Source organism: Mycobacterium sp. SA01 (assembly GCF_041287105.1).
Classification (GTDB): domain Bacteria; phylum Actinomycetota; class Actinomycetes; order Mycobacteriales; family Mycobacteriaceae; genus Mycobacterium.
The window spans coordinates 172,618-192,114 of the sequence record NZ_JBGGNO010000020.1 but is presented as its reverse complement, the minus strand read 5'-3'; the positions used below and the strand labels follow the sequence as shown (position 1 = coordinate 192,114).

General features: G+C 66.0%; 19 protein-coding genes. 5 read left to right on the top strand and 14 right to left on the bottom strand.

Annotated features, from left to right (window positions below; all coding sequences use genetic code 11):
* Nucleotide 1 precedes the first annotated feature (1 nt).
* The 9 genes from AB4879_RS20065 to AB4879_RS20025 all read right to left on the bottom strand — a co-directional run bounded on the left by AB4879_RS20065 (nucleotide 2) and on the right by AB4879_RS20025 (nucleotide 8,157).
* On the bottom strand, nucleotides 2-826 hold the full coding sequence (locus AB4879_RS20065) for an alpha/beta fold hydrolase (protein WP_370508988.1): 825 nt from the start codon (nucleotides 824-826) through the stop codon (nucleotides 2-4).
* On the bottom strand, nucleotides 823-2,079 hold the full coding sequence (locus AB4879_RS20060) for an acyl-CoA dehydrogenase family protein (RefSeq protein ID WP_370508987.1): 1,257 nt from the start codon (nucleotides 2,077-2,079) through the stop codon (nucleotides 823-825). The genes AB4879_RS20065 and AB4879_RS20060 overlap by 4 nt, the downstream gene beginning before the upstream one ends.
* A gap of 2 nt (nucleotides 2,080-2,081) precedes the next feature.
* Nucleotides 2,082-2,954, bottom strand: coding sequence for an SDR family oxidoreductase (locus AB4879_RS20055; RefSeq protein ID WP_370508986.1), 873 nt, complete (start codon nucleotides 2,952-2,954; stop codon nucleotides 2,082-2,084).
* Nucleotides 2,955-2,982: 28 nt separating this feature from the next.
* A complete protein-coding gene (locus AB4879_RS20050) occupies nucleotides 2,983-3,849 on the bottom strand; it encodes a MaoC/PaaZ C-terminal domain-containing protein (protein ID WP_370508985.1) in 867 nt (288 codons plus the stop codon).
* Between the two features lies 1 nt (nucleotide 3,850).
* Entirely contained in the window at nucleotides 3,851-4,291 is a 441-nt protein-coding gene (locus AB4879_RS20045; RefSeq protein ID WP_370508984.1) for an SRPBCC family protein, read from the bottom strand.
* 27 nt (nucleotides 4,292-4,318) lie between these two features.
* Entirely contained in the window at nucleotides 4,319-5,509 is a 1,191-nt protein-coding gene (locus AB4879_RS20040) for a lipid-transfer protein (protein ID WP_370508983.1), read from the bottom strand.
* Nucleotides 5,510-5,605: 96 nt separating this feature from the next.
* Complete coding sequence (locus AB4879_RS20035; RefSeq protein WP_370509530.1) at nucleotides 5,606-6,220, bottom strand: TetR/AcrR family transcriptional regulator; 615 nt, start codon at nucleotides 6,218-6,220, stop codon at nucleotides 5,606-5,608.
* A 117-nt stretch (nucleotides 6,221-6,337) separates the two neighbouring features.
* On the bottom strand, nucleotides 6,338-6,973 hold the full coding sequence (locus AB4879_RS20030; protein WP_370508982.1) for a TetR/AcrR family transcriptional regulator: 636 nt from the start codon (nucleotides 6,971-6,973) through the stop codon (nucleotides 6,338-6,340).
* Between the two features lie 200 nt (nucleotides 6,974-7,173).
* Nucleotides 7,174-8,157: a PE-PPE domain-containing protein gene (locus AB4879_RS20025; RefSeq protein WP_370508981.1), complete on the bottom strand. Its 984-nt coding sequence runs from the start codon at nucleotides 8,155-8,157 to the stop codon at nucleotides 7,174-7,176.
* A gap of 140 nt (nucleotides 8,158-8,297) precedes the next feature.
* Between AB4879_RS20025 and AB4879_RS20020 the strand changes: the two genes are divergently transcribed.
* Together AB4879_RS20020 and AB4879_RS20015 are read left to right on the top strand one after the other, a co-directional pair.
* Nucleotides 8,298-9,194 (top strand): cation diffusion facilitator family transporter, encoded by an 897-nt coding sequence (locus tag AB4879_RS20020; protein WP_370508979.1) that lies wholly within the window; start codon nucleotides 8,298-8,300, stop codon nucleotides 9,192-9,194.
* 5 nt (nucleotides 9,195-9,199) lie between these two features.
* Nucleotides 9,200-10,969, top strand: coding sequence for an FUSC family protein (locus tag AB4879_RS20015; protein WP_370508978.1), 1,770 nt, complete (start codon nucleotides 9,200-9,202; stop codon nucleotides 10,967-10,969).
* Here the strand turns inward: AB4879_RS20015 and AB4879_RS20010 are convergent.
* On the bottom strand, nucleotides 10,966-11,382 hold the full coding sequence (locus tag AB4879_RS20010) for a DUF3151 domain-containing protein (protein WP_370508977.1): 417 nt from the start codon (nucleotides 11,380-11,382) through the stop codon (nucleotides 10,966-10,968). The genes AB4879_RS20015 and AB4879_RS20010 overlap by 4 nt on opposite strands.
* Before the next feature lie 92 nt (nucleotides 11,383-11,474).
* Between AB4879_RS20010 and AB4879_RS20005 the strand changes: the two genes are divergently transcribed.
* A complete protein-coding gene (locus AB4879_RS20005) occupies nucleotides 11,475-12,206 on the top strand; it encodes a DUF4878 domain-containing protein (protein ID WP_370508976.1) in 732 nt (243 codons plus the stop codon).
* 87 nt (nucleotides 12,207-12,293) lie between these two features.
* Here AB4879_RS20005 and fbaA read toward each other — a convergent pair whose 3' ends face one another.
* On the bottom strand, nucleotides 12,294-13,331 hold the full coding sequence (gene fbaA, locus AB4879_RS20000) for a class II fructose-bisphosphate aldolase (RefSeq protein WP_102805142.1): 1,038 nt from the start codon (nucleotides 13,329-13,331) through the stop codon (nucleotides 12,294-12,296).
* A 135-nt stretch (nucleotides 13,332-13,466) separates the two neighbouring features.
* On the opposite strand from fbaA, the gene AB4879_RS19995 reads away from it, so the two are divergent.
* Both AB4879_RS19995 and AB4879_RS19990 read left to right on the top strand, forming a co-directional pair.
* On the top strand, nucleotides 13,467-14,123 hold the full coding sequence (locus AB4879_RS19995; protein WP_102805370.1) for a VTT domain-containing protein: 657 nt from the start codon (nucleotides 13,467-13,469) through the stop codon (nucleotides 14,121-14,123).
* Between the two features lie 139 nt (nucleotides 14,124-14,262).
* A complete protein-coding gene (locus tag AB4879_RS19990) occupies nucleotides 14,263-14,511 on the top strand; it encodes a hypothetical protein (RefSeq protein WP_370508975.1) in 249 nt (82 codons plus the stop codon).
* Between the two features lie 7 nt (nucleotides 14,512-14,518).
* On the opposite strand, the gene AB4879_RS19985 is transcribed toward AB4879_RS19990, so the two are convergent.
* From AB4879_RS19985 to AB4879_RS19975, 3 genes are all read right to left on the bottom strand, one after another.
* Nucleotides 14,519-16,600 carry an Ig-like domain-containing protein gene (locus AB4879_RS19985; protein WP_370508974.1) on the bottom strand — a complete coding sequence of 694 codons (2,082 nt, stop codon included), beginning with the start codon at nucleotides 16,598-16,600 and terminating at the stop codon, nucleotides 14,519-14,521.
* Between the two features lie 861 nt (nucleotides 16,601-17,461).
* On the bottom strand, nucleotides 17,462-18,166 hold the full coding sequence (locus AB4879_RS19980) for an SRPBCC family protein (protein ID WP_370508973.1): 705 nt from the start codon (nucleotides 18,164-18,166) through the stop codon (nucleotides 17,462-17,464).
* A 118-nt stretch (nucleotides 18,167-18,284) separates the two neighbouring features.
* Entirely contained in the window at nucleotides 18,285-19,445 is a 1,161-nt protein-coding gene (locus tag AB4879_RS19975; protein ID WP_370508972.1) for an XdhC family protein, read from the bottom strand.
* Nucleotides 19,446-19,497: the final 52 nt, after the last annotated feature.

Genomic DNA, 19,497 nt, shown 5'->3' with positions numbered 1-19,497 from the left:
TTCACATCAGCCTCATGATCAGTCGGACGACTTCGCGCGGGTTGTCCAGCTGTGGGCAGTGGCCGGATCGCGGGAGGACCACCAATGAGCTTCCGGGGATCTGCTGGTGCAGAATCTGACTGGCCTGCAGCGGAATGATGCGGTCTTTGGCCCCGTGCGCAACGACAGCCGGGCACGCGAGACGCAGATCACCGTGCCCGGCGGCGGTCTCGTGCGCGTACTGGAACGCGTAGCGCCCCAGACTTGCCAGTGCCGCAGGCCCCCCTACGGTGCGCCGCCACCGCGCGACGACGGCCGGGTCAGCCGCGGCGCCCGGACCGTACAGCACGTGCCGAACTGCCTTGCCCGTCGCCCACCGAAGCACTCCATCGGGGATCGGCAGCATTGCTGCGGTGCGCCAGACCTGAACGGGCAGCTGCCTGCGGCGAGCGAGCCGGGCCGGTAGATGGCGCGCGTTGAGGGGATCGTTGAGGGAAAGAACCGCCCGCACCGCCTCAGGTTTGCGGGCGGCCGCCCGGATCGCGGTCGCGGCTCCCAATGAGTTGCCAACAAGGACTGCCGGTCCTCGGTCGTCGAGTAACGCATCGACGAACGCGTCGAATTGTGGCAGCAGCGGGCCGCGCCGGCGGCGGTCCGCCCACCCGAACCCGGGCAGATCGACCGCCGCGGCGCGCCGGCCGACTCCTTCGAGCTGATCGAGTACCGCACGCCAGGTGTCGGCGGAATCGGCGTAGCCGTGTAGCAGCAGAATCGGCGGGCCGTCACCGTCTACCGATAGGACCCGGGTACGCACGCCGTCGTAGCAACCCGTGCCTGTGGTGATCATGCCGAAAGCAGTCCCTTGGCGATGTGGGTGACCTGGACCTCGTTGCTCCCCGCGTAGATCATCAACGACTTCGCATCACGGGCAAGCCTTTCCACGTGATATTCGGCCATGTATCCGTTGCCGCCGAAAAGCTGAACAGCCTCCATCGCCACCTCGGTGGCCGCCTGCGAGGAGTACAGCTTGATCGCCGATGCTTCTGCCAGCGATGGCAGCCGACCGTGACCGATCGACTCCAGAGTCTGGAACACCATGTTCTGCACGTTGATTCGGGCGACCTCCATCTGCGCCAGCTTCAACTGGATCAGCTGGAACTGGCCGATGTTCTTCCCCCACAGGGTGCGGGTCTTCGCATAGTCGACGCACAATCGGTGGCACTCGTTGATGATGCCCAACGACATCAACGCGATTCCGATCCGTTCACCCGCGAAATTGGCCCGGGCACTGTCCCGTCCGTCGCCTGCACTGTGTTGCTCGGTCTCGCCGAGCAACCGGTCCCGGCCGATACGAACGTTGTCGAAGAACAACTCCCCGGTAGGCGAGGACATCATGCCCATCTTCTTGAACGGCCTGCCCTGGGTGAGGCCCGGCATGCCGGCGTCGAGTACGAAGGTGAGCACGGGCCGGTCCCGCTTGTCGACTCCGGAGTCCGCACCCTCGTCCAACTTCGCGTACACCACGATCACGTCGGCATCCGGCCCGTTGGTGATGAACGTCTTCTGACCGTTGAGGATGTAGTCCGAACCATCCCGGCGCACATACGTTTTCATACCGCCGAAGGCATCCGAGCCGGCGTCGGGTTCGGTGATCGCCCATGCAGCGATCTTCTCGAGCGTCATCAATTCGGGCAGCCAACGCTCTTTCTGCGCCAGCGTGCCACGCGACATGATCGTCGAGGCGCCAAGGCCCAGACTGACCCCGATGGTGGACAGCAGACCGATGCTCACCGATGCCAGTTCGGTGACCAGCACGGCGGCCATCGACGCCTGGGTTCCCAGCTCACCCAGCCCTCCACCCTTGGCGGAGGTCGGTGCTGCATCACGGGACTCCGCCTTCGCCCGTTCCCGATCGAGCATCGTCTTCACCGCTTCGGCGGCCAGCACGTCGAGTCCGAACTCGCTGAACAGCTTTCGCGCGATCGGATATGGCGACCGGCTTCCGCTCTCCAGCTCCTCGACATGCGGCCGGATTTCCTTGGCGATGAAATCCCGCACGGTGTCGCGCATGATGATGTCAGTGTCCGACCATTCGATCATGATCAGACTCCCGGCAGACGTGCGGCGATATCGTCGATCTCCCAGACCTTCTCGGTCTCGATGGTCTCGACGTCGTGCCATCCCTTCAACTGCGAGATGGCCCCGCCTTGCACCGCGTATACCTGACCGGTGAGCGGGCACTTCTCGCTGGCGAGATAGGCAACCAGCGGCGAAATATTGGCCGGCGCGAACAGGTCCAGTCCGCCGTCCTCCGGCTCGGCCATGAGCGCACCCATCCCGGGCGTTGCGAGCGTGAGACGCGTGCGGGCGATGGGGGCGATCGCGTTCACCCGCACGCCGTAGCGCTCCAACTCCTCGGCCGCGATCAGGGTCAGCGCCGCGATGCCCGCCTTGGCCGCACCGTAGTTGGCCTGGCCCGCATTGGGGATGGTGAGCCCCGATCCCGACGCAGTGTTGATCACGGCCGCGACCGGCTGATCTCCGGCCTTGGACTGAGCCTTCCAGTACTCCGAAGCGTGATGCAACATCGCGAAATGGCCCTTGAGGTGCACGGTGACCACGGCATCCCACTGCGCCTCGTCCATCCCTGCGATGAACGCATCGCGCAGAATGCCGGCGTTGTTCACCAGCACATCGAGGCGGCCGAACTCGTCGATCGCCTGCTGCACGAGATTCTTCGCACCGGCCCAGCTCGAGATGTTGTCGCCGTTGGCAACCGCCCGCCCGCCCGCGGCGGTGATCTCTGCGACCACCTCGTGCGCCGGCCCGGTATCGGCGCCCTCCCCGGTGTTCGAGCCACCCAGGTCGTTGACCACCACGGCGGCACCCTCGCGCGCGAACAGCAGCGCGTGCTCTCGGCCGATTCCGCGGCCTGCGCCGGTGATGACGGCAACGCGCCCGTCCAGAATTCCCATTTCCCTACTCCTGTGGTTTGTTTCAGCTCTAGTCGGCGATGACGGCAAGGCCGTCGGTGATCGCCATTTCACCGGCTGCGGACCGGCTGGTCTCGAAGGCATACGTCGTCACACCGTCGCCGTCGGATTGTTTCCAGATCTGCGTCTCCAGGTCGTCGCCGGGGAGAACCATCTTGGAAAACCGCACGGCAAGCCTCTTCAGGCGGGTGACGTCCGAACCGGCCACCTCGGTGAGCACGGCCCACGAGGTGAACGCCATGGTGCACAGACCGTGCGCGATGATGCCCGGCAGGCCGGCATCGCGGGCCACCTCCTCGTCGAGGTGGATCGGCATCGGGTCACCCGAGGCGGGCGAGTACCGGAAGGTCTGGTCGAGATCGACGTGCTGGTTCACCTTCGCGAGCGGCGCAACCGCACGCAACGCCTCGTCGAACTTGTGGGACGGGGTCAGCTGTCCGATCTTCTTGCCGGCGTTGAAGCCTCGTACGAAGCACGTCACGTACTGCTCGTTGACGAGTTCGCCGTCCTCGGTGCGACATTCGACCAGAATGGCTGCGCGAGTGCCATTGTCGAGGCCCTCGTAGCCGATCATCTTGCCTCGTGAGACGAGCTTGTCGCCGGGACGGATCGGCCGGTGGAAGAAGAAGTCCTGTTCGCCGTGCACCACTCGGGGAACCAGTTCGACCGGGAGCACGTCCACGGTCGGCATCATCATCGCCTCGAAGACCGGAACGATCGCGAATACCGGAGGTGCGATGTCACCGGCCCGATGTGCGGCGATCGGGTCGTTGGTGGCCGCGGCATACTCCGCGATCCGTTCCCGGGTCACCTCGAAGCGGTCGTCCTCGGTCCAGGTATCCAGCCCTGAGTCGTCGAATTCCAACGTGTCGGACATGTCAGACGGCTGCCGATGCCAACTCGTCGAGCTTGGCCAGCGTCTTGTCCAGTTGCTTGGCACCGTCCTTTTCGACGGCCTTGGCGAGCGCGCCCTTCACCAGGGCACCCTCGAAGTCTCCGGCGACGGTGAAGCGCGACCCGGCGCCGACGGGCTCGATGGTGAACCTGAAATCCGCCTTCACGCCGGCCATTCCGGTGCCCCCGAGCGCCAAACTCGCGGGTGCGTCGACCGACTTCACCGACCATTCGATCTTGTTCGCCATGTTGAGCATGACGATCTTCGCGATCAGACGACTGCCCGGGGTCAGTGTGGCCGGCGGCTCCTCGAGCCACTTGTCGTGGACGGTGAACCACTGATCCCAGGTGTTCGGGTTGGAGATGATGTCCCACAGCGCTTCCGGGCTGGCGGCCAGGTCGCGGGTCGCTTCGATGTGTCCCATTACAGATGTTTCCTTTCGTCGAGGGGTTCAGCGCTCGGCGCGCTGATAGGCGGTCACGACTGCTGCGCCGCCGAGGCCGATGTTGTGTTGAAGTGCGGCAGTTACACCCGACACCTGTCGCTTGTCGGCAGTGCCGCGCAATTGCCAGGTCAATTCGGCGCATTGCGCCAGTCCGGTGGCTCCCAGCGGATGCCCTTTGGAGATCAGGCCACCGGATGGGTTGACCACCCATCGGCCGCCATAGGTGGTGTCACCGGCGTCGATGAGCTTGTGCGCTTCCCCTTCACCGCACAGCCCGAGAGCTTCGTAGAGCAACAGCTCATTCGCGCTGAAGCAGTCGTGCAGTTCGATGACCTGGAAGTCGTCTGGACCCAGACCGCTTTGGTCGTACACCCGCTGTGCGGCAGCAACATTCATGTGGTAGCCGATGAGCGCCTTACAGGTTCCGTCGAAGGAGTTGGTGAAGTCGGTGGTCATCGCCTGACCGACTATCTCGACGGCCTGACCGGCGAGGCCATGTCGTTCGACGAACGCCTCGGAGGCCAAGATCGCCGCGCCGGATCCGTCCGATGTCGGTGAACACTGCAGCTTGGTCAACGGGTCGTAGATCATCGGCGCCGCGAGAATGTCCTCGAGGGAATACTCCTCCTGGAACTGCGCGTAGGGATTGTTCACCGAATGCTTGTGATTCTTGTAGCCGATTTTGGCGAAATGTTCTGCGGTGGAGCCATGTTCCTTCATGTGCTCGCGGCCGGCAGCACCGAACATCCAGGGTGCGGGTGGAAAGAGAACCTCGGATATCTCGGCCAGCGCCAGAAAGTGGTTCTCCATCGGCTGGGCCCGGTCGTTGAACGTCGAGCCCAGCGATCCAGGTTGCATCTTCTCGAAACCCAGTGCCAGCGTGCACTCGGCCAGACCGCCGCGAATCGCCTGGGCGGCAAGGTACAGCGCCGTGGATCCGGTCGAGCAGTTGTTGTTGACGTTGACAATGGGAATTCCCGTCATCCCCAACTCGTAGAGCGCCCGTTGCCCCGAGGTCGACTCGCCGTAGACGTACCCGACGAAAGCCTGATCGATGTGGTCGTAGTTGATTCCGGCATCGTCGATCGCCTTGCTGCCGGCCTCCTGCGCCATTTCCGGGTAGTCCCACCCCTCCCGGCGGCCAGGCTTCTCGAACTTGGTCATCCCTACGCCGATCACGAACACTCTGTTCGCCATCACCACTCCCTTGTCCCGGCATCGCTCTCATCGCTGCGACGCGATTCGAGAAACATACCGACCAGAACGTATCTTTGCAAGCCCTCGGCGGAGGGTTCAGCCCCGGTGCAATGCTCGCGAGATCTGGGGGCGCAGATAGACGGCGGCCCGTTCCCAGCGCCGCCGTGCGCGAAGCTGATCGCGATCGGCCATGCTTGCCAACAGAATCCCGCGCAGCACATCCATGGCGGTGTAGATCGCATTACGCAGATCCCTGGTCGCCACCCCGCTGGGCATCAGCTCGGCGATCCCTTCGACGAGAACCCGATTGACCCGCCGTTCGACACGGTCGATGTGCATGGCCAAGGTGTCGTCTGTCCACGAGGCCGCCCAAAGTTCCATCGTGGCAACAAACATCGCACCCTGATGCGAATCCCAGAGGAGTTCCAAAACGCTGGTCGCAATGTCCGAACCATCCCGGAGTCGGCCGTGTCGGCGGGTCACCGCCTGGATCCTCTGCTCGGCGAGATGCTCGACTGCGGTGACCACGAGGAGCTCCTTGGACCTGAAGTGATGCACCTGGGCCCCGCGGGTCACGCCGGCGATCGCAGCGATGCGATACGTCGATGTGCCCGAGTATCCGTATGAGACAAGGCATTCCACCGTAGCTTCGAGCAAGCGTGATCTCATCGCGGCAGTTCGCTGCAACTGCGTCCTGCGTCCGTGGGTCATGTCGGCATCGGCCACCGCATCCTCCGATCACCGGTGATGCGGAGGGATACTACATGCGTACAGATAGGTATGTAAGGACTAGCAGGCGATCACTTATGGCCGGCCGGCGTGAGCGCTCTATTCAGAATCGCTGGCGGCCAGCGCCTCTGAGAGCATGCCCGCCAGATAGACGCATGCGCGGTCCCACCGCCGCCGAGCCTGGTTCGGGTCCCGGTCGACGAAGCCGACCACCAGAACGCCGCGCAGCGCATCCATCGCGGTGTACAGCACGTTCCGGACCTGTTTGCGCGCAGCATGATCCGGCAAGAGTTGGGCGATCGCCGTGATCAGCGTCGTGTTCACCATCGGCTCGACCCGCGCCACCTCGCGTGCCAGCACGTCATCGGTCCTGGCGGCAACCCATAGTTCGATGGTGGCGACGAACATGTCGCCCTGGTGGGAATTCCAGAGGAACTCCAGCACGCCTGCTACTGGATCCGGTCCCTGCCAGATGCCGGCGTCCCGCCGCATCGCCTTCTGGATCCTTTGCTCGGCCAGATACTCGACCGCTGCGACGACCAGATCTTCTTTCGAGCGAAAGTGATGCACCTGGGCCCCACGAGTCACCCCTGCGATCTCGGCGATCCGAGGCGTTGTCGTACCTGCGTAGCCGTAGGTGACCAGGCATTCAATGGTCGCATTCAGCAACCGGGTTCGCATCGCGGCGGTGCGCTCTGCCTGAGTTCGGCGTTCACCAACGCTCACCACAACCATTGCCGCCTTATGACATCCCGACCCTCATGAGAATCGATGTTTGACGGACATCGTAGCGATTGGCATACAAAAGCGTGCCCGCGCCGTGCCGAGTCACCTCAGGAACGCGCCGTCACGCCACCGGTGTGCCCATCACGAGGTGGTTCCCGTTCATCGACGATTCGATGGCAAGGCTCAGCGTCCGTTGAGCTGGCAGAGGATTAGTTGCGCGGCTTCGAATGTGCCATCGCACCCGCCGGACGGCGGGGTGTCGAGGCAGCGGGGTGAGCAGGTGAGGAGCCCAGACCGGACCTCGGCGCCGTGCGCCCGGGCCGTTCACCCTCATATCCGGTGTTGATGATCTTGCGCAGCGGCTTGTCGAGGGCATCCACAACCCGGTTCGGAACGCCGATCGCGCGCAGTGGCCGGGTCAGTGGAAGCTCGTCGGTGGGCACCAGGATGTGGGTAGTGGTGCCACCGAGGGGGTTCGTCCTGCTGGTCACCACATTGTCCGGATCGTCGAGGTCGACGCCCGTCTTGTTCGGATGCAGATAGATCACTCCGGCGAGTGCATTCAGATCAGCGAGCAGATTGAGCGGATTGTCCGGGAAGTCCGAGTACCCGTCGTACTCGTGGACGATTTCGATTGTGTCGTAAGGAGTGTCAACGGGCGCTTGGGGAATGGTGGCATCAAGGATCGGAATGTGGACGTGCGGCAGTTTGGCCAGCAGGCCACCGTCGCTGTTGGTGGGGTCTCCGATGGTGACGAATGTGATGTCCGTTGGCCGGTCCGACTGAGCCATCAACGCCTGCTTTTCATAGTTGACCACGACCGCGCCCTGGCTCAGCCCGACAACCGTGACCGGTCCGTCGGCGTCCGCCAGTGCGCTGTCGAGATTCGCGACGCCGACCGCCAGCGACTCGTCAAGCGTGAGCTTGCCTCGAATCGGCCACAACTGGGCGGGGTACGCCACGCCCACCGGGTCCGGGTTGGTGAATATCCCTTGCTCGTAGAGAGCGTGCATCATCCGCGGGGACGGCAAACTGTTGCCGGTGCCGCCGACCACCAGGACTTCGGCGAAGGCCGGCTCGGCCGGCGTATCCGCCAGTGCGACACCGGGGCTCATCAGCGGGCCAACCACGGTCGCTATCGCGAAACCACCAGCCGCCGCAGCGCGAACACAGTTGCCGACGGGACTCGACATCCAGACTCCTCGCATCGTGACTTAACAAACAATCGTGAATGTATGTGATTCCCACCATAGCATCCGGCCACTTCGATATATGCGCCGTTACACGGCTAGGACACTTGCAACATATGCACTTCTATGCATAGATTTCTGGCATGGGAGCCGGACACGACCACAGCCACGGCGGTGACGCGCGCGTGAGCCGGATGCTGATCGCTGCGGGCATCCTGACCGTGTTCTTCGCGATCGAGCTGACCACCGCGTTGATGATCAATTCGATCGCGCTGCTGGCCGACGCCGGACACATGCTGACCGACCTGGTCGCCATGTTCATGGGATTGACCGCCGTGCTGCTGGCGCGGCACGGACCGGCCTCGGCGGCCCGCACCTACGGCTGGCACCGGGCCGAGGTGTTCACCGCCGTCGCCAACGCCGTGCTGCTGCTCGGTGTCGCGGCATTCATCCTCTACGAGGCGATCGACCGGCTGGGCAACGCACCCGAGATCCCCGGCGTCCCGATGATCGTGGTGGCCATCGCCGGTCTGGTCGCCAACCTGGCCGTCGTGCTGCTGCTGCGCTCGCAATCCCAGGAGAGTCTGGCCGTCAAGGGCGCCTACATGGAGGTGGTGGCCGACACCGTCGGCAGCATCGGCGTGCTGATCGCCGGCATCGTGAACGTGACGACGCACTGGCCCTACGCCGACGTGGTGGTCGCAGTGTTCGTCGCGATCTGGGTGCTACCCAGGGCGATCGGACTGGCCCGGGCCGCATTGCGGATCCTGTCCGAATCGTCGCCCGCCCACATCGACGTCGACGAACTGCGCGCCGCACTGGCCGCCGTCGACGGCGTCACCGAGGTGCACGATCTGCACGTGTGGACCCTGGTGCCGGGCAAGGACATGGTGACCGCGCACCTGACCAGCACCGGAGATTCCGACCGCGTGCTCGACGACGCCAGGGCGGTGCTCTCCGCCCGCGGCCTCGAACACGCGACGGTGCAGGTGGAGCCACCCGGATGCGCCGACGACTGCCCCGGCCAGACCGACTGGTGAGTTAGTTGAACACCCCGCCGCGCTGGCCCATCGGGCTGCGCGCGGCGATCAGCACCGCCATTCCCGTCACCGCGGGATGGGCCGCCGGGGTCATGGGCTCCGGACTGATCGCCACCCTCGGCGCGTTCACGTCCCGATTCGGCGGCGACCGGCCCTACGCCAACCGCGGTATCGAGCTGGCGTCGGTCGCGGTGTCGCTGGCCGTGGCCGTTGCCCTGGGCGGGTGGTCCGCGCAGGTGCCCTGGCTCGGGGTGCTGATGGTGTCGCTGGTCGCCGTTGCGGCGGTGTGGTTGTGCAATGCACTGGCCGTCGGACCTCCCGGTGCGTACATCTTCGTCGTCGCCTGCGCCGCCGGAATCGGCGCCTCCGCAGCCCATTTGGCGCCCTGGACGCTGGGGTTGCTGGTGCTCGCCGGGGGCGCGGTGGCGTGGCTGGTTCAGATGGCCGGGGCGCTCGGTCATTTCCGCAAGCCGGAGCGTGCCGCGGTCGCAGCCGCCGCCGAGGCCGTCGCCGACTACATCGAGGCCGCGAACTCGCCCAGGGAACGCGCCGCCCGCCACCGTGCGGCCGCCGCACTCCACCGCTCGTGGAGCGTGCTGGTGAATTACCAACCGCTGCAAGCCAGCCCGAGCAGCGTCCTGCACCGGCTGCGCGCCGCCAACCACTCGGTGCATGTGTTGTTCACGGCGGCCGTCACCGCCGCCGCGCAGGGCGCCGCCCCAGATCCGGAGACCGCCGCGCTGGCCCGCCGACTCGGCACGCTGCAGTCGCCGCCGGAGGACGTCGCCACCCGCGACGCCGGCCGGATACCGCTGGGCAGTCCGCCCGTGCTCACCGTGCTCCGTCGCGCGATCAGCCCGGGATCGCCGGTCCGCCACATCATGCAGCGCGTCGCAGTCGGCGCTCTGCTGTCCGGTGCGGCGGCGATGGCCCTCGGTGTCGATCACGCCTACTGGGCGATGGCCGCCGCGGTGCTGGTGCTGCACCAGGGCACCGATCGCAGCCGCACGCTGCGCCGCGGTGGCGAGCGGCTGCTGGGCACCTGGGTTGGCCTCGCGCTGGCCGCGTTGATCCTGTCACTACACCCGCACGATCTGTGGCTGGTGCTACTGCTGGCGCTGCTGAACTTCGTCATCGAGGTTCTGGTGGTCCGAAATTACGCGCTGGCAACGGTTTTCATCACCACTGCAGCGCTGACCATCTCGTCGGGCACGCATACGGTCGACGTCGGGCACCTTCTGCTGGCGCGCGGCGTCGACACGCTGATCGGCTGCGCGATCGGACTGGCCGTCTACCTGGTGGCTGTCCGCTGGCAGGAGTCCACCCGGCTGACCGACGCGATAGCGCGCACCCTCGACGCAGCCGCGCAGGTGCTCCCCTACGTCGCCGCCGGGGACACCGTCGGGCTGGCGGCACGGGCGGCTCGACGGGACCTGCAGATCGCTGCGATCACGCTGATGGAATCCGACGAGGCCGCGATGGCCGGATCGGTACGGCAGCGGGAAGCCGCCGAGCAGTTGTTGCCTGCGGTGACCGCGACCGAGCAGCTGGCCTACCGCACGATCGCGGCCTGCTGGACCATCGAGCACCGCGCTGACGGCGTCGAGTTCGGCCGCGCGCTGTTCGGCGGCCGATCAGCCCAGCCGCACGTCGAGGCGCTGACGGCGCTCGCAACCGCGGTGCGCACCGGTGCTGCGGCGCCCGAGCGCGGCGACCCGCTGCCGTTCCTGGCCGACGAGGTCACCGAACTGCGCAGGTCGCTGGCCCACAACTAGGCCAGGCCCAGTTCGACGCGGGCCACGGGATCGCAGTCGTCGAGCAGGTCCAGGCACCGGGCGAACTCGTCGGTCTCCCCGATGGCGTCGGCGGCCCGGGCCAGCGCCGCAACACAGCGCAGAAAGCCGCGGTTCGGCTCGTGGCGATACGGGACGGGACCGAAACCCTTCCAGCCGTTGCGGCGCAACTGGTCCAGCCCACGGTGGTAGCCCGTCCTGGCGTAGGCGTAGGCGGTGACCGCCTTGTCATCGGCCAGCGCTTCCTCGGCCAGGGTCGCCCACGCCACCGACGCGGTCGGATGCGCCGCGGCGACAATGGCCGCCTTCTCCCCGGCCAGCAGTTCCGCTTCGGCCTCGATATCCCCAGGCAGCAGCACGGGCTCGGGGCCCAGAAGGTCACCAAACGATGTCATTGCCCTATTGTGCCGGTGCCGCCGCCCGCCGATGGCCGGACCCAACGGTTAGGGTCAGAAGCACCAGTACTTCAGGAGGACGGCAGCACCCCATGTCGAACCCATCTGGGCCCGACCACGACGAGGTCACCGGACCCGTCGCGCCCGCCGGCGACGAGCAGGCTGCTCAGGAGACCGACCCGGCCACCGAGGTGTTCGGCGCCACCGAGCCACCGGCCGAACGCCGTTTCACCGCACCGGGATTCGATGCGGGGTCGACGCAGATCATCCATCGCGAGCCCGACCCGGAAACCGAGATCTTCTCCACACCGACCGAGGTCTTCCCGGCGTCGGGACCGCCCCGGACGGGCCCGCAGGCCATCCCGCCGCGCCCGCCGGCTACCCGCAGGCGCAGCTGGGCTTTCGTGATCGCGGTGATCGCGGTGATCGCCGCGCTGGCCGCGATCGCCGTGCTCGTCACCGTCCTGCTCACCCGCAACGACTCGGCGAAGGCGTCGCAAGAGGACATGGTCCGCGCGACCATCCAGAATTTCGACACCGCCGTGCAGAATGGCGACCTGGTCGCCCTGCGCGGTATCACCTGCGGCCAGACCAGGGACAGCTACGTCAAGTACGACGACGCAGCCTGGTCGGACACCCACGCGCGGGTGGCCGCGGCCCGGCAATACCCGGTGGTGGCCAGCATCGACGAGATCGTCGTCAACGGCGACCACGCCGAGGCCAACGTGACGTCGTTCATGGCGTTCGACCCGTCGATGCGATCGACCCGCAGTTTCGACCTGCAGTTCCGCGACAACCAGTGGAAGATCTGCCAGGCCTCCTGAGCCCGACTGCCCTCGAGATCGACACCAGGGTCGGGAATCGGACTGATCCACAACCCTGACGTCGATCTCGCGGGCAGCTCGGTACAGCTAGCCGGCCGAGACGGAGCGGCCTGCGCTGTGCAGGTCGTTGCACGCTTCGACAACGCGCTCGGCCATCGAGGCCTCGGCCTTCTTGAGGTAGCTGCGCGGGTCGTAGACCTTCTTATTGCCCACCTCGCCGTCGATCTTGAGCACCCCGTCGTAGTTGGTGAACATGTGCGCGGCCAGCGGGCGGGTGAAGGCGTACTGGGTGTCGGTGTCGACGTTCATCTTCACCACGCCGTACTTCAGCGAATCCTCGATCTCGGACTTCAACGAACCCGAACCGCCGTGGAAGACGAAGTCGAACGGCTTGGACCCCTCGGGCAGGCCGAGCTTGGCCGATGCCACCCGCTGGCCCTCGGCCAACACCTCGGGCTTGAGCACCACATTGCCCGGCTTGTACACGCCGTGGACATTGCCGAACGTCGCGGCCAGCAGGTACTTGCCCAGTTCACCGGCGCCGAGCGCATCGATGGTCTTCTCGAAGTCCTCCGGCGAGGTGTACAGCTTCTCGTTGATCTCCGCCTCGACGCCGTCCTCTTCACCGCCGACCACACCGATCTCGATCTCGAGGATGATCTTGGCGGCGGCGGCCTGCTTGAGCAGTTCCTGCGCGATCGACAGGTTCTCGTCGATCGGGACCGCCGAGCCGTCCCACATGTGCGACTGGAACAGCGGGTTCTGCCCCTTGCTGACCCGCTCTGCGGAGATCGCGAGCAGCGGACGGACCAGGCCGTCGAGCTTGTCCTTGGGACAGTGGTCGGTGTGCAACGCGACCGTGATCGGGTACTTCGCGGCGACGACGTGGGCGAACTCAGCGAGGGCAACCGCACCGGTGACCATGTCCTTGACACCGAGACCGGATCCGAATTCAGCTCCGCCGGTGGAGAATTGGATGATCCCGTCACTGCCGGCGTCGGCGAAGCCCTTGATGGCCGCGTTGATGCTCTCCGAACCCACGCAGTTGATTGCCGGGAACGCGAACGAGTGCTCCTTGGCGCGGCCCAGCATCTCGGCATAGACCTCGGGCGTGGCGATGGGCATGGCACTTCCTTCCGACTGTCCGGCTGACGAGGTCAGTATGACAAGAAGCCGATCGACTGGCACAGGTCGCTGACAGTGACGTCTCGACGGCCACCGGTACCCTTAGGCCTCGTGACCACCACCACCCTGGCGCTCATGCCCGACTTCCTCGACCCGCTGAAGCTGATCGAGCAGTTCGGCACCTGGGCTCTGGTCGGCATCCTGGTCGTCGTCTTCATCGAGTCCGGCGTGCTCTTCCCCGTGCTGCCCGGCGACACCCTGCTGTTCGTGGCGGGCATGCTCGCCGCCGGAACCGCCGCACAGGGCGCCGACGTCGACGCCAACTTCCAGCTGTGGCAGCTGCTGGTGTTCATCCCAATCGCCGCCGTACTCGGCGGCCAGGTCGGTTACGTCGTCGGCCGCTTCTTGGGCACCGCCATGTTCAAACCGAACGCGCGCATCCTCAAGCAGCGCTACCTCGACGAAGCGCACCTCTTCTTCGAGCAGCGCGGACCGTTCGCGATCGTGCTGGCTCGCTTCGTCCCGATCGTGCGCACCCTGGCCCCGATCACCGCAGGCGCGGCGAAGATGAAGTACACGGTCTTCACGCTCTACAACGTCATCGGCGCGGTGCTCTGGGGTGTCGGCCTCACGCTGCTGGGCTACGGGCTTGGGCAGTTCGAGATCATCCAGAAGCTGCTGGAACCGATCTTCATCCTCATCGCGGTCGCGTCGATCACCCCGATGATCTGGGAGTGGTACAAGCGCCGCAAAGCCTCCAGGGATGCTGCCGATCCCGTTTCCGGGGCGTAAAAGGTTGCCCGCTGCTTTGCATGCGGGACCGTTCTGACCGGCACACCCGCAGGTGACCCAGCCGTTTGGCAGCTAGCGCACAGCGATCCTCACAGCATCGGCGGCTAGTTTGCGCTGATCGCGTGAAAGGTCACAGCAAATGGTCAAGATCATCCTCAGTGGACTCCTAGCTTCGGCGGGCATCGGCTTTGCCGCACTCTTCGGCGGGATCGGCGTCGCGTCGGCCGGCAGCCCCACCACAACGTTTGCCGTACAGGACGGCGACAGCGGTGCCGGCGGCGCCGCGATCGACTCCGACGGGACTCAGGGCGACTTCAAGTCGGCCGTCGACGGGTCGATGAGCGGCCCGCTCATGGTCGCCGCACCACAGGACAAAGCCGTCCCGTAACCCCTGATCAGGCGGACGGCACCTGCTGGCTGGCCGACAGGAAGCCGCCCGCACTGACCGTGATGGTGTCCCCTGGGACGAACGCAATCTGGGCGAACCCGCGCTCGTCGGTGGTCACCGTCGTGGAACCGACCGTGACGGTGGCGCCGCGGACGGCTCGCGAGTAGCCGTCCTCGGCCACCCCGGCGGTCACCCTGACTCTGTTGTCGAAGGACGAGATCGCGAGCTGGGGCGGGTTGATCACCGGAAAGTCGGTCTGGATGGGGACGCCGCTGTAGGTGACACCGTTGATCTCGGACGAGACCGTGCCCGAGAACGCATTGGCCTTGCCGGCTTTGATGCTGCCCTTCAGGTAGCCGGTCCGCTCACCGGTGCTCGTCAGATCGGCAGTCCAGGTGGCATTGCCGATCGGGTTGACGACGGTGACCTTCTCGGTGCCGTTGATGAAGGTCTTCCCGTCGTCGGAGTAGTTCTCGTAGGTCACCGAGTACGTACCCGAGGCGAAGGTACCGCTGTAGTTCAGGGTGGCGGTACCGGAGTTCGCGCCCTTGAGAACTCGCGACGGAACCTGGCGCCCCATCATCGGGTTGTACTCCTCGACCGGGATCGACCACGTGGCGATTGCGTCCGGATCCTGGTGCACCGGTGCCAGCGGGGTCGTCGGCTCTCTGTCCGGGAAGCTGATGATGCTGAACCGCCACGGGGTGTCGGGTGCTCCGGGAGTCACCGTATCCGGGCGCTGTTGTTCGTTGATCAGCGCCCGGGTGGAATCGGGAAACCAGCTCCAGCCACGAATGGTCCAGTCGGGGTCGATGATGATCGGCTGACCGGAGTATGCGCCCAATTGCTGACCGTCTTCGAGGTTCATCACCCAGGGCTCGTTCATCGCACGGCGGTTGTTCCACAGACTCACCCGGGCCATCTGGGGGAATGCCGCGACGTCGAGGAGCGACGGGCGCTGCAGGGCGGTGAAGACGTCCATCCGGTCAGCCCCACGCGCTGAACTGAAGTAGACCGAGCGGCCGTCCGGCGCGACATCACCGGACTCGTTGTAGTCCAGATCGGTGGTGAGTTGGCGCCGTTCCCCGGTGAGCGTGTCCAGTAGATAGATGTCGTAGTTCAACCCGGTGGTGGTGGTCTGGTACTTCAGATACCGGCCGCCGGCATGCCAGCTGCCGCCCTCGTAAAAACGCGTGGCATTCGCGAAATCTTGTGCATATTCGGTGTTTTCGTCCCATTGCGGGGCGAAGATCCGTTGATCGACGAGCTTGTATCCGGTATCGGTGGCAACCAGTCTCGCGATACTCATCCGCGGGCCGGTGATCGGCGTGTTCTCGGTCCAGGTCACGTATTCGCCGAACGGGTCCGGCTTGGCCTCCCGATTCTGCGTGGACGCGGCCAGCGGCCCCCGATCTGACGGGAACTCCACATTCTTGACGGTGGGGTTCGCGCACGAGGAGATAGAACCTTCGCACTCAAGAATCGCGTAGCTGATCAGCCCCGCCCCTCCAAGCGGATCGTCGGCGGATTGCTGTCCGGACGTGCTGGCGAACCAGATCTTCTGATTACCCTCCAGCGCAATGGCTTTGGCGGCATTGGCGACCAGACCGCAGGAAACGCATTGATAGTCCCCACCGTCCAAGTTGCTGACCGCGATCTGAGTCTTGCCGGCGATGCTCACCGACAGCAGCAGATGCTCACCGTCGGGAGTCAGGTCCGCGCCGTTGACCACCACACCGTCCGGGACGTCGAACTCGATCACCTTCTCGACCTTGAACGGCTCAAGTGGCGACGACGGTGAAGCGTCGGGCAGCGACTTTACGACAACGGCGAGTCGCGGCGTCGGAGTACCGCGATCAGGCGAGAACAGCAGAGAGAGCGGATGAAATCGGCCGTCACTGACCTTCACCGTGAACGAGTCGGCACCCCCGAACTCGGCGAAGAGCGCGGTCGGGGTGAAGGTGAAATTGCCGGTGAGCGGATCGACATCCAGAGTCCCGTACTTGGGGTTCCCAATCACCGTGTAGGTCAGGCGATCTCGGTCCGGATCCACCGCGCCGATGTTGCCGGTGATCACACCGTTGCTCATGTCCTGAGAGTTGAGGCTGGCCCGGTAGTGAACCACCGGCGCTCGGTTCAACAAGTTCCGCTGAATCCAGTTCAGTGGAGACCAATGCGGTCCAACCCGACTCGGCAGCGTCGGTGCCGACACCGCGAACGGGCCCGGCCCGAGGCCGGCAACGTTAGTCGCGGTCGTAAGGGGAGCGCGGGTCGCATAAGTGCTCGCACGTAATTGCCTGTCGGCCGACGAGACCCGGAAGCCCCCAGTCCTCTTCGAGGATTTCGACGACGGAGCACCGGACGACTCGGCGGCAGCGGGTCGCCGCGCGGAGTTGTGCGAGCCGGCACGCGGCCCGACCCGGTTCGCACTCGCCGAATGCGTGTCGTGCTGGCTCGTCGACGTGACGGAACTGCCCGTCTCGTCCCCCGCCTCAGCTGATGCGACTCCAAGGCCGGACGTCACGGCTGTGATGACATAGGCCGCCACCGCGAGTCCGGCAACCTGAGCTGCGCGCACGCCAAGGGATGCCAGATCCAACCCATGGGGTCCGGTGGTTCCGCTCGCCGCCGTCGCGGCGGGACGTGAGGCATCGAGGCTCGCACCAGGCCTATAACGGACGGGAGCACTTGTCGCGGTGGGCTCTGGGGAGTCGGCCATTGACGGAGTCCAATCTCGGAGGGCGTCGTCGCCCGGTGGTATGGCGTACGTCACAGGAACGAGTCGGGTGTGACGGACATCGCAGAAACATACCGGCATGATTGTATCTAGTCAACGGCGAACATGGACCTGTCGCGCAGCAAAGTCAGCGTGGCCGGCAACACCCCGACGTCAGGGCCAAGCCGGAGGTGTCTCCACCGGCCTTAGCCGGCCGCAGCAAAGCCGGTCAGATCACCCGCGGCGTCGGCTGACGACCGCGATCAGGATCAGCAGCACCAGCGCGGCGACGCCGGCTGCCACGTACTTCGTCATCGACGTGCCGCCGGCCAGCGCCAGCAGATCGATCGGTTCCGGTTCCCGAGCGGGGGTGGCCGCGGGCGCGACCCGCGGCGCGGCCGTTGCCGCCGCGGTGCCCAGCCCTGCGGCACCGGGCGTGGCCGGGGTGTCCAGGGCGGCTTCGACAGCGCTCTCGGGGATCTCCGGTACATCCGCGCCCTCGGCCAGCTTGGCTTCCAGCGAGTCGACGAACTGTCCGAGCAGCTTCTCGGACACCTGCTGCAGCATGCTGCTGCCGAACTGGGCCAGCTTGCCGACGATCTTCAGGTCGGTCTCGACGCTGACCCGGGTGTGATCGCCGGCCTCGTGCAGCTGCAGGACGACGACCGCCGCCGCGTTGCCGGTGCCGCGAGCCTCCTTGCCGCGCCCGTCGACGACGGCGCGATGCTGGGACTCGTCGCGCTCCACGAAGTGCGCCTTGCCGCTGAACTCACTGGTGACCGGTCCGACCTTCACCTTGACCTTGCCCAGGTAGTCGTCGCCCTCCTGGCCGGTGAGCTGCGCACCCGGCATCAACGGGACCACCTGCGCCATGTCGCTGAGGACTGCCCAAGCCTGCGCGATCGGGACGCTGACGGTGAACTCGTTGTCGATCTTCATGGGCTCTCCTCATCCGGTGGCGAGTGCGGTACGGAACTCGTTGTGCACCAGCCTGCCAGCCCCTGAAGGTGGGCCGCTGCACCGACCCCTGATGTGATAGAGCAGCGCCGCCAGCGACTCAGATATTGCTCAATTCTGCTGCCACCGAGGCACTGTCGCGCTCGTCGTCGTGATGAATCCGGCCGTCGGTCTCCGACAGCGGACGCCCCCCGCCACCCCATCGGCGAGCGATGATCTCGGCGGCGATCGACACCGCGGTCTCCTCCGGAGTGCGGGCGCCGAGGTCCAGTCCGATCGGGCTGGCAAGCCTGCTCAGCTCCGCATCGGTCAGGCCCGCCTCGCGCAGCCGGGCCAGCCGGTCCTCGTGCGTGCGCCGCGATCCCATCGCGCCGACGTAGCCGACGTCGAGCCGCAGGGCCACCTCGAGCAGCGGCACGTCGAACTTGGCGTCATGGGTGAGCACACAGATCACCGTGCGGGAGTCGATCGCCCCGGCCTCCGCCTGGGCGGCCAGATATCGGTGCGGCCAATCGACGACCACCTCGTGCGCGGTATGGAACCGGGCAGGCGTGGCGAATACCCCGCGGGCATCGCAGACTGTCACCCGATAGCCGAGGAATGCGCCCTGCTGGGCCACGGCGGCGGCGAAGTCGATGGCGCCGAACACCAACAGCCGGGGGCGCGGGGCGTGGCAGGCGACGAACACCTCCATGCCCTCGCCCCGGCGCTGGCCGTCCGGACCGTAGCCGAGCACCTCGCTGCGGCCGGCGGCCAGCAGTCCGCGGGCGTCGTCGGTCACGGCGGCGTCGGCGCGCGCCGAACCCACAGTGCCAGCGGCACTGTCCGGTTCGACGACAAGCCGCCGCCCCAGCCACTCACGGTCCGGGTGGGCGATCACGGTGGCGACCGCCACCGGTCGATGCTCGGCGATGGCGTCGAGCACGCGGTCCAGATGCGGAAAAGTGCTGCGCGAGACGGGCTCGATGAAGACGTCGAGCGTGCCGCCGCAGGTCAGGCCGATCGCAAAAGCGTCGTCGTCACTGACCCCGTACCGCTCCAATCGGGGCGCTCCGCTGGCGAGGGCGTCGGTGGCCGATTCGTAGACCGCGCCTTCGACACACCCGCCCGACACCGAACCGCTGACGGCTCCGTCGGGGGCCACCACCATCGCCGCACCGGGCGCTCGAGGCGCCGAAGAGAACGTGCGCACGACGGTGGCCAGCCCGGCGGTCTCGCCGGTCCGCCAGATCGCCGCAAGCTCGGCAAGAACGTCCTGCACGAGATCAAACGTAAGCCGAATCGCGGTCACCGGCACACATTCACGACAAGCA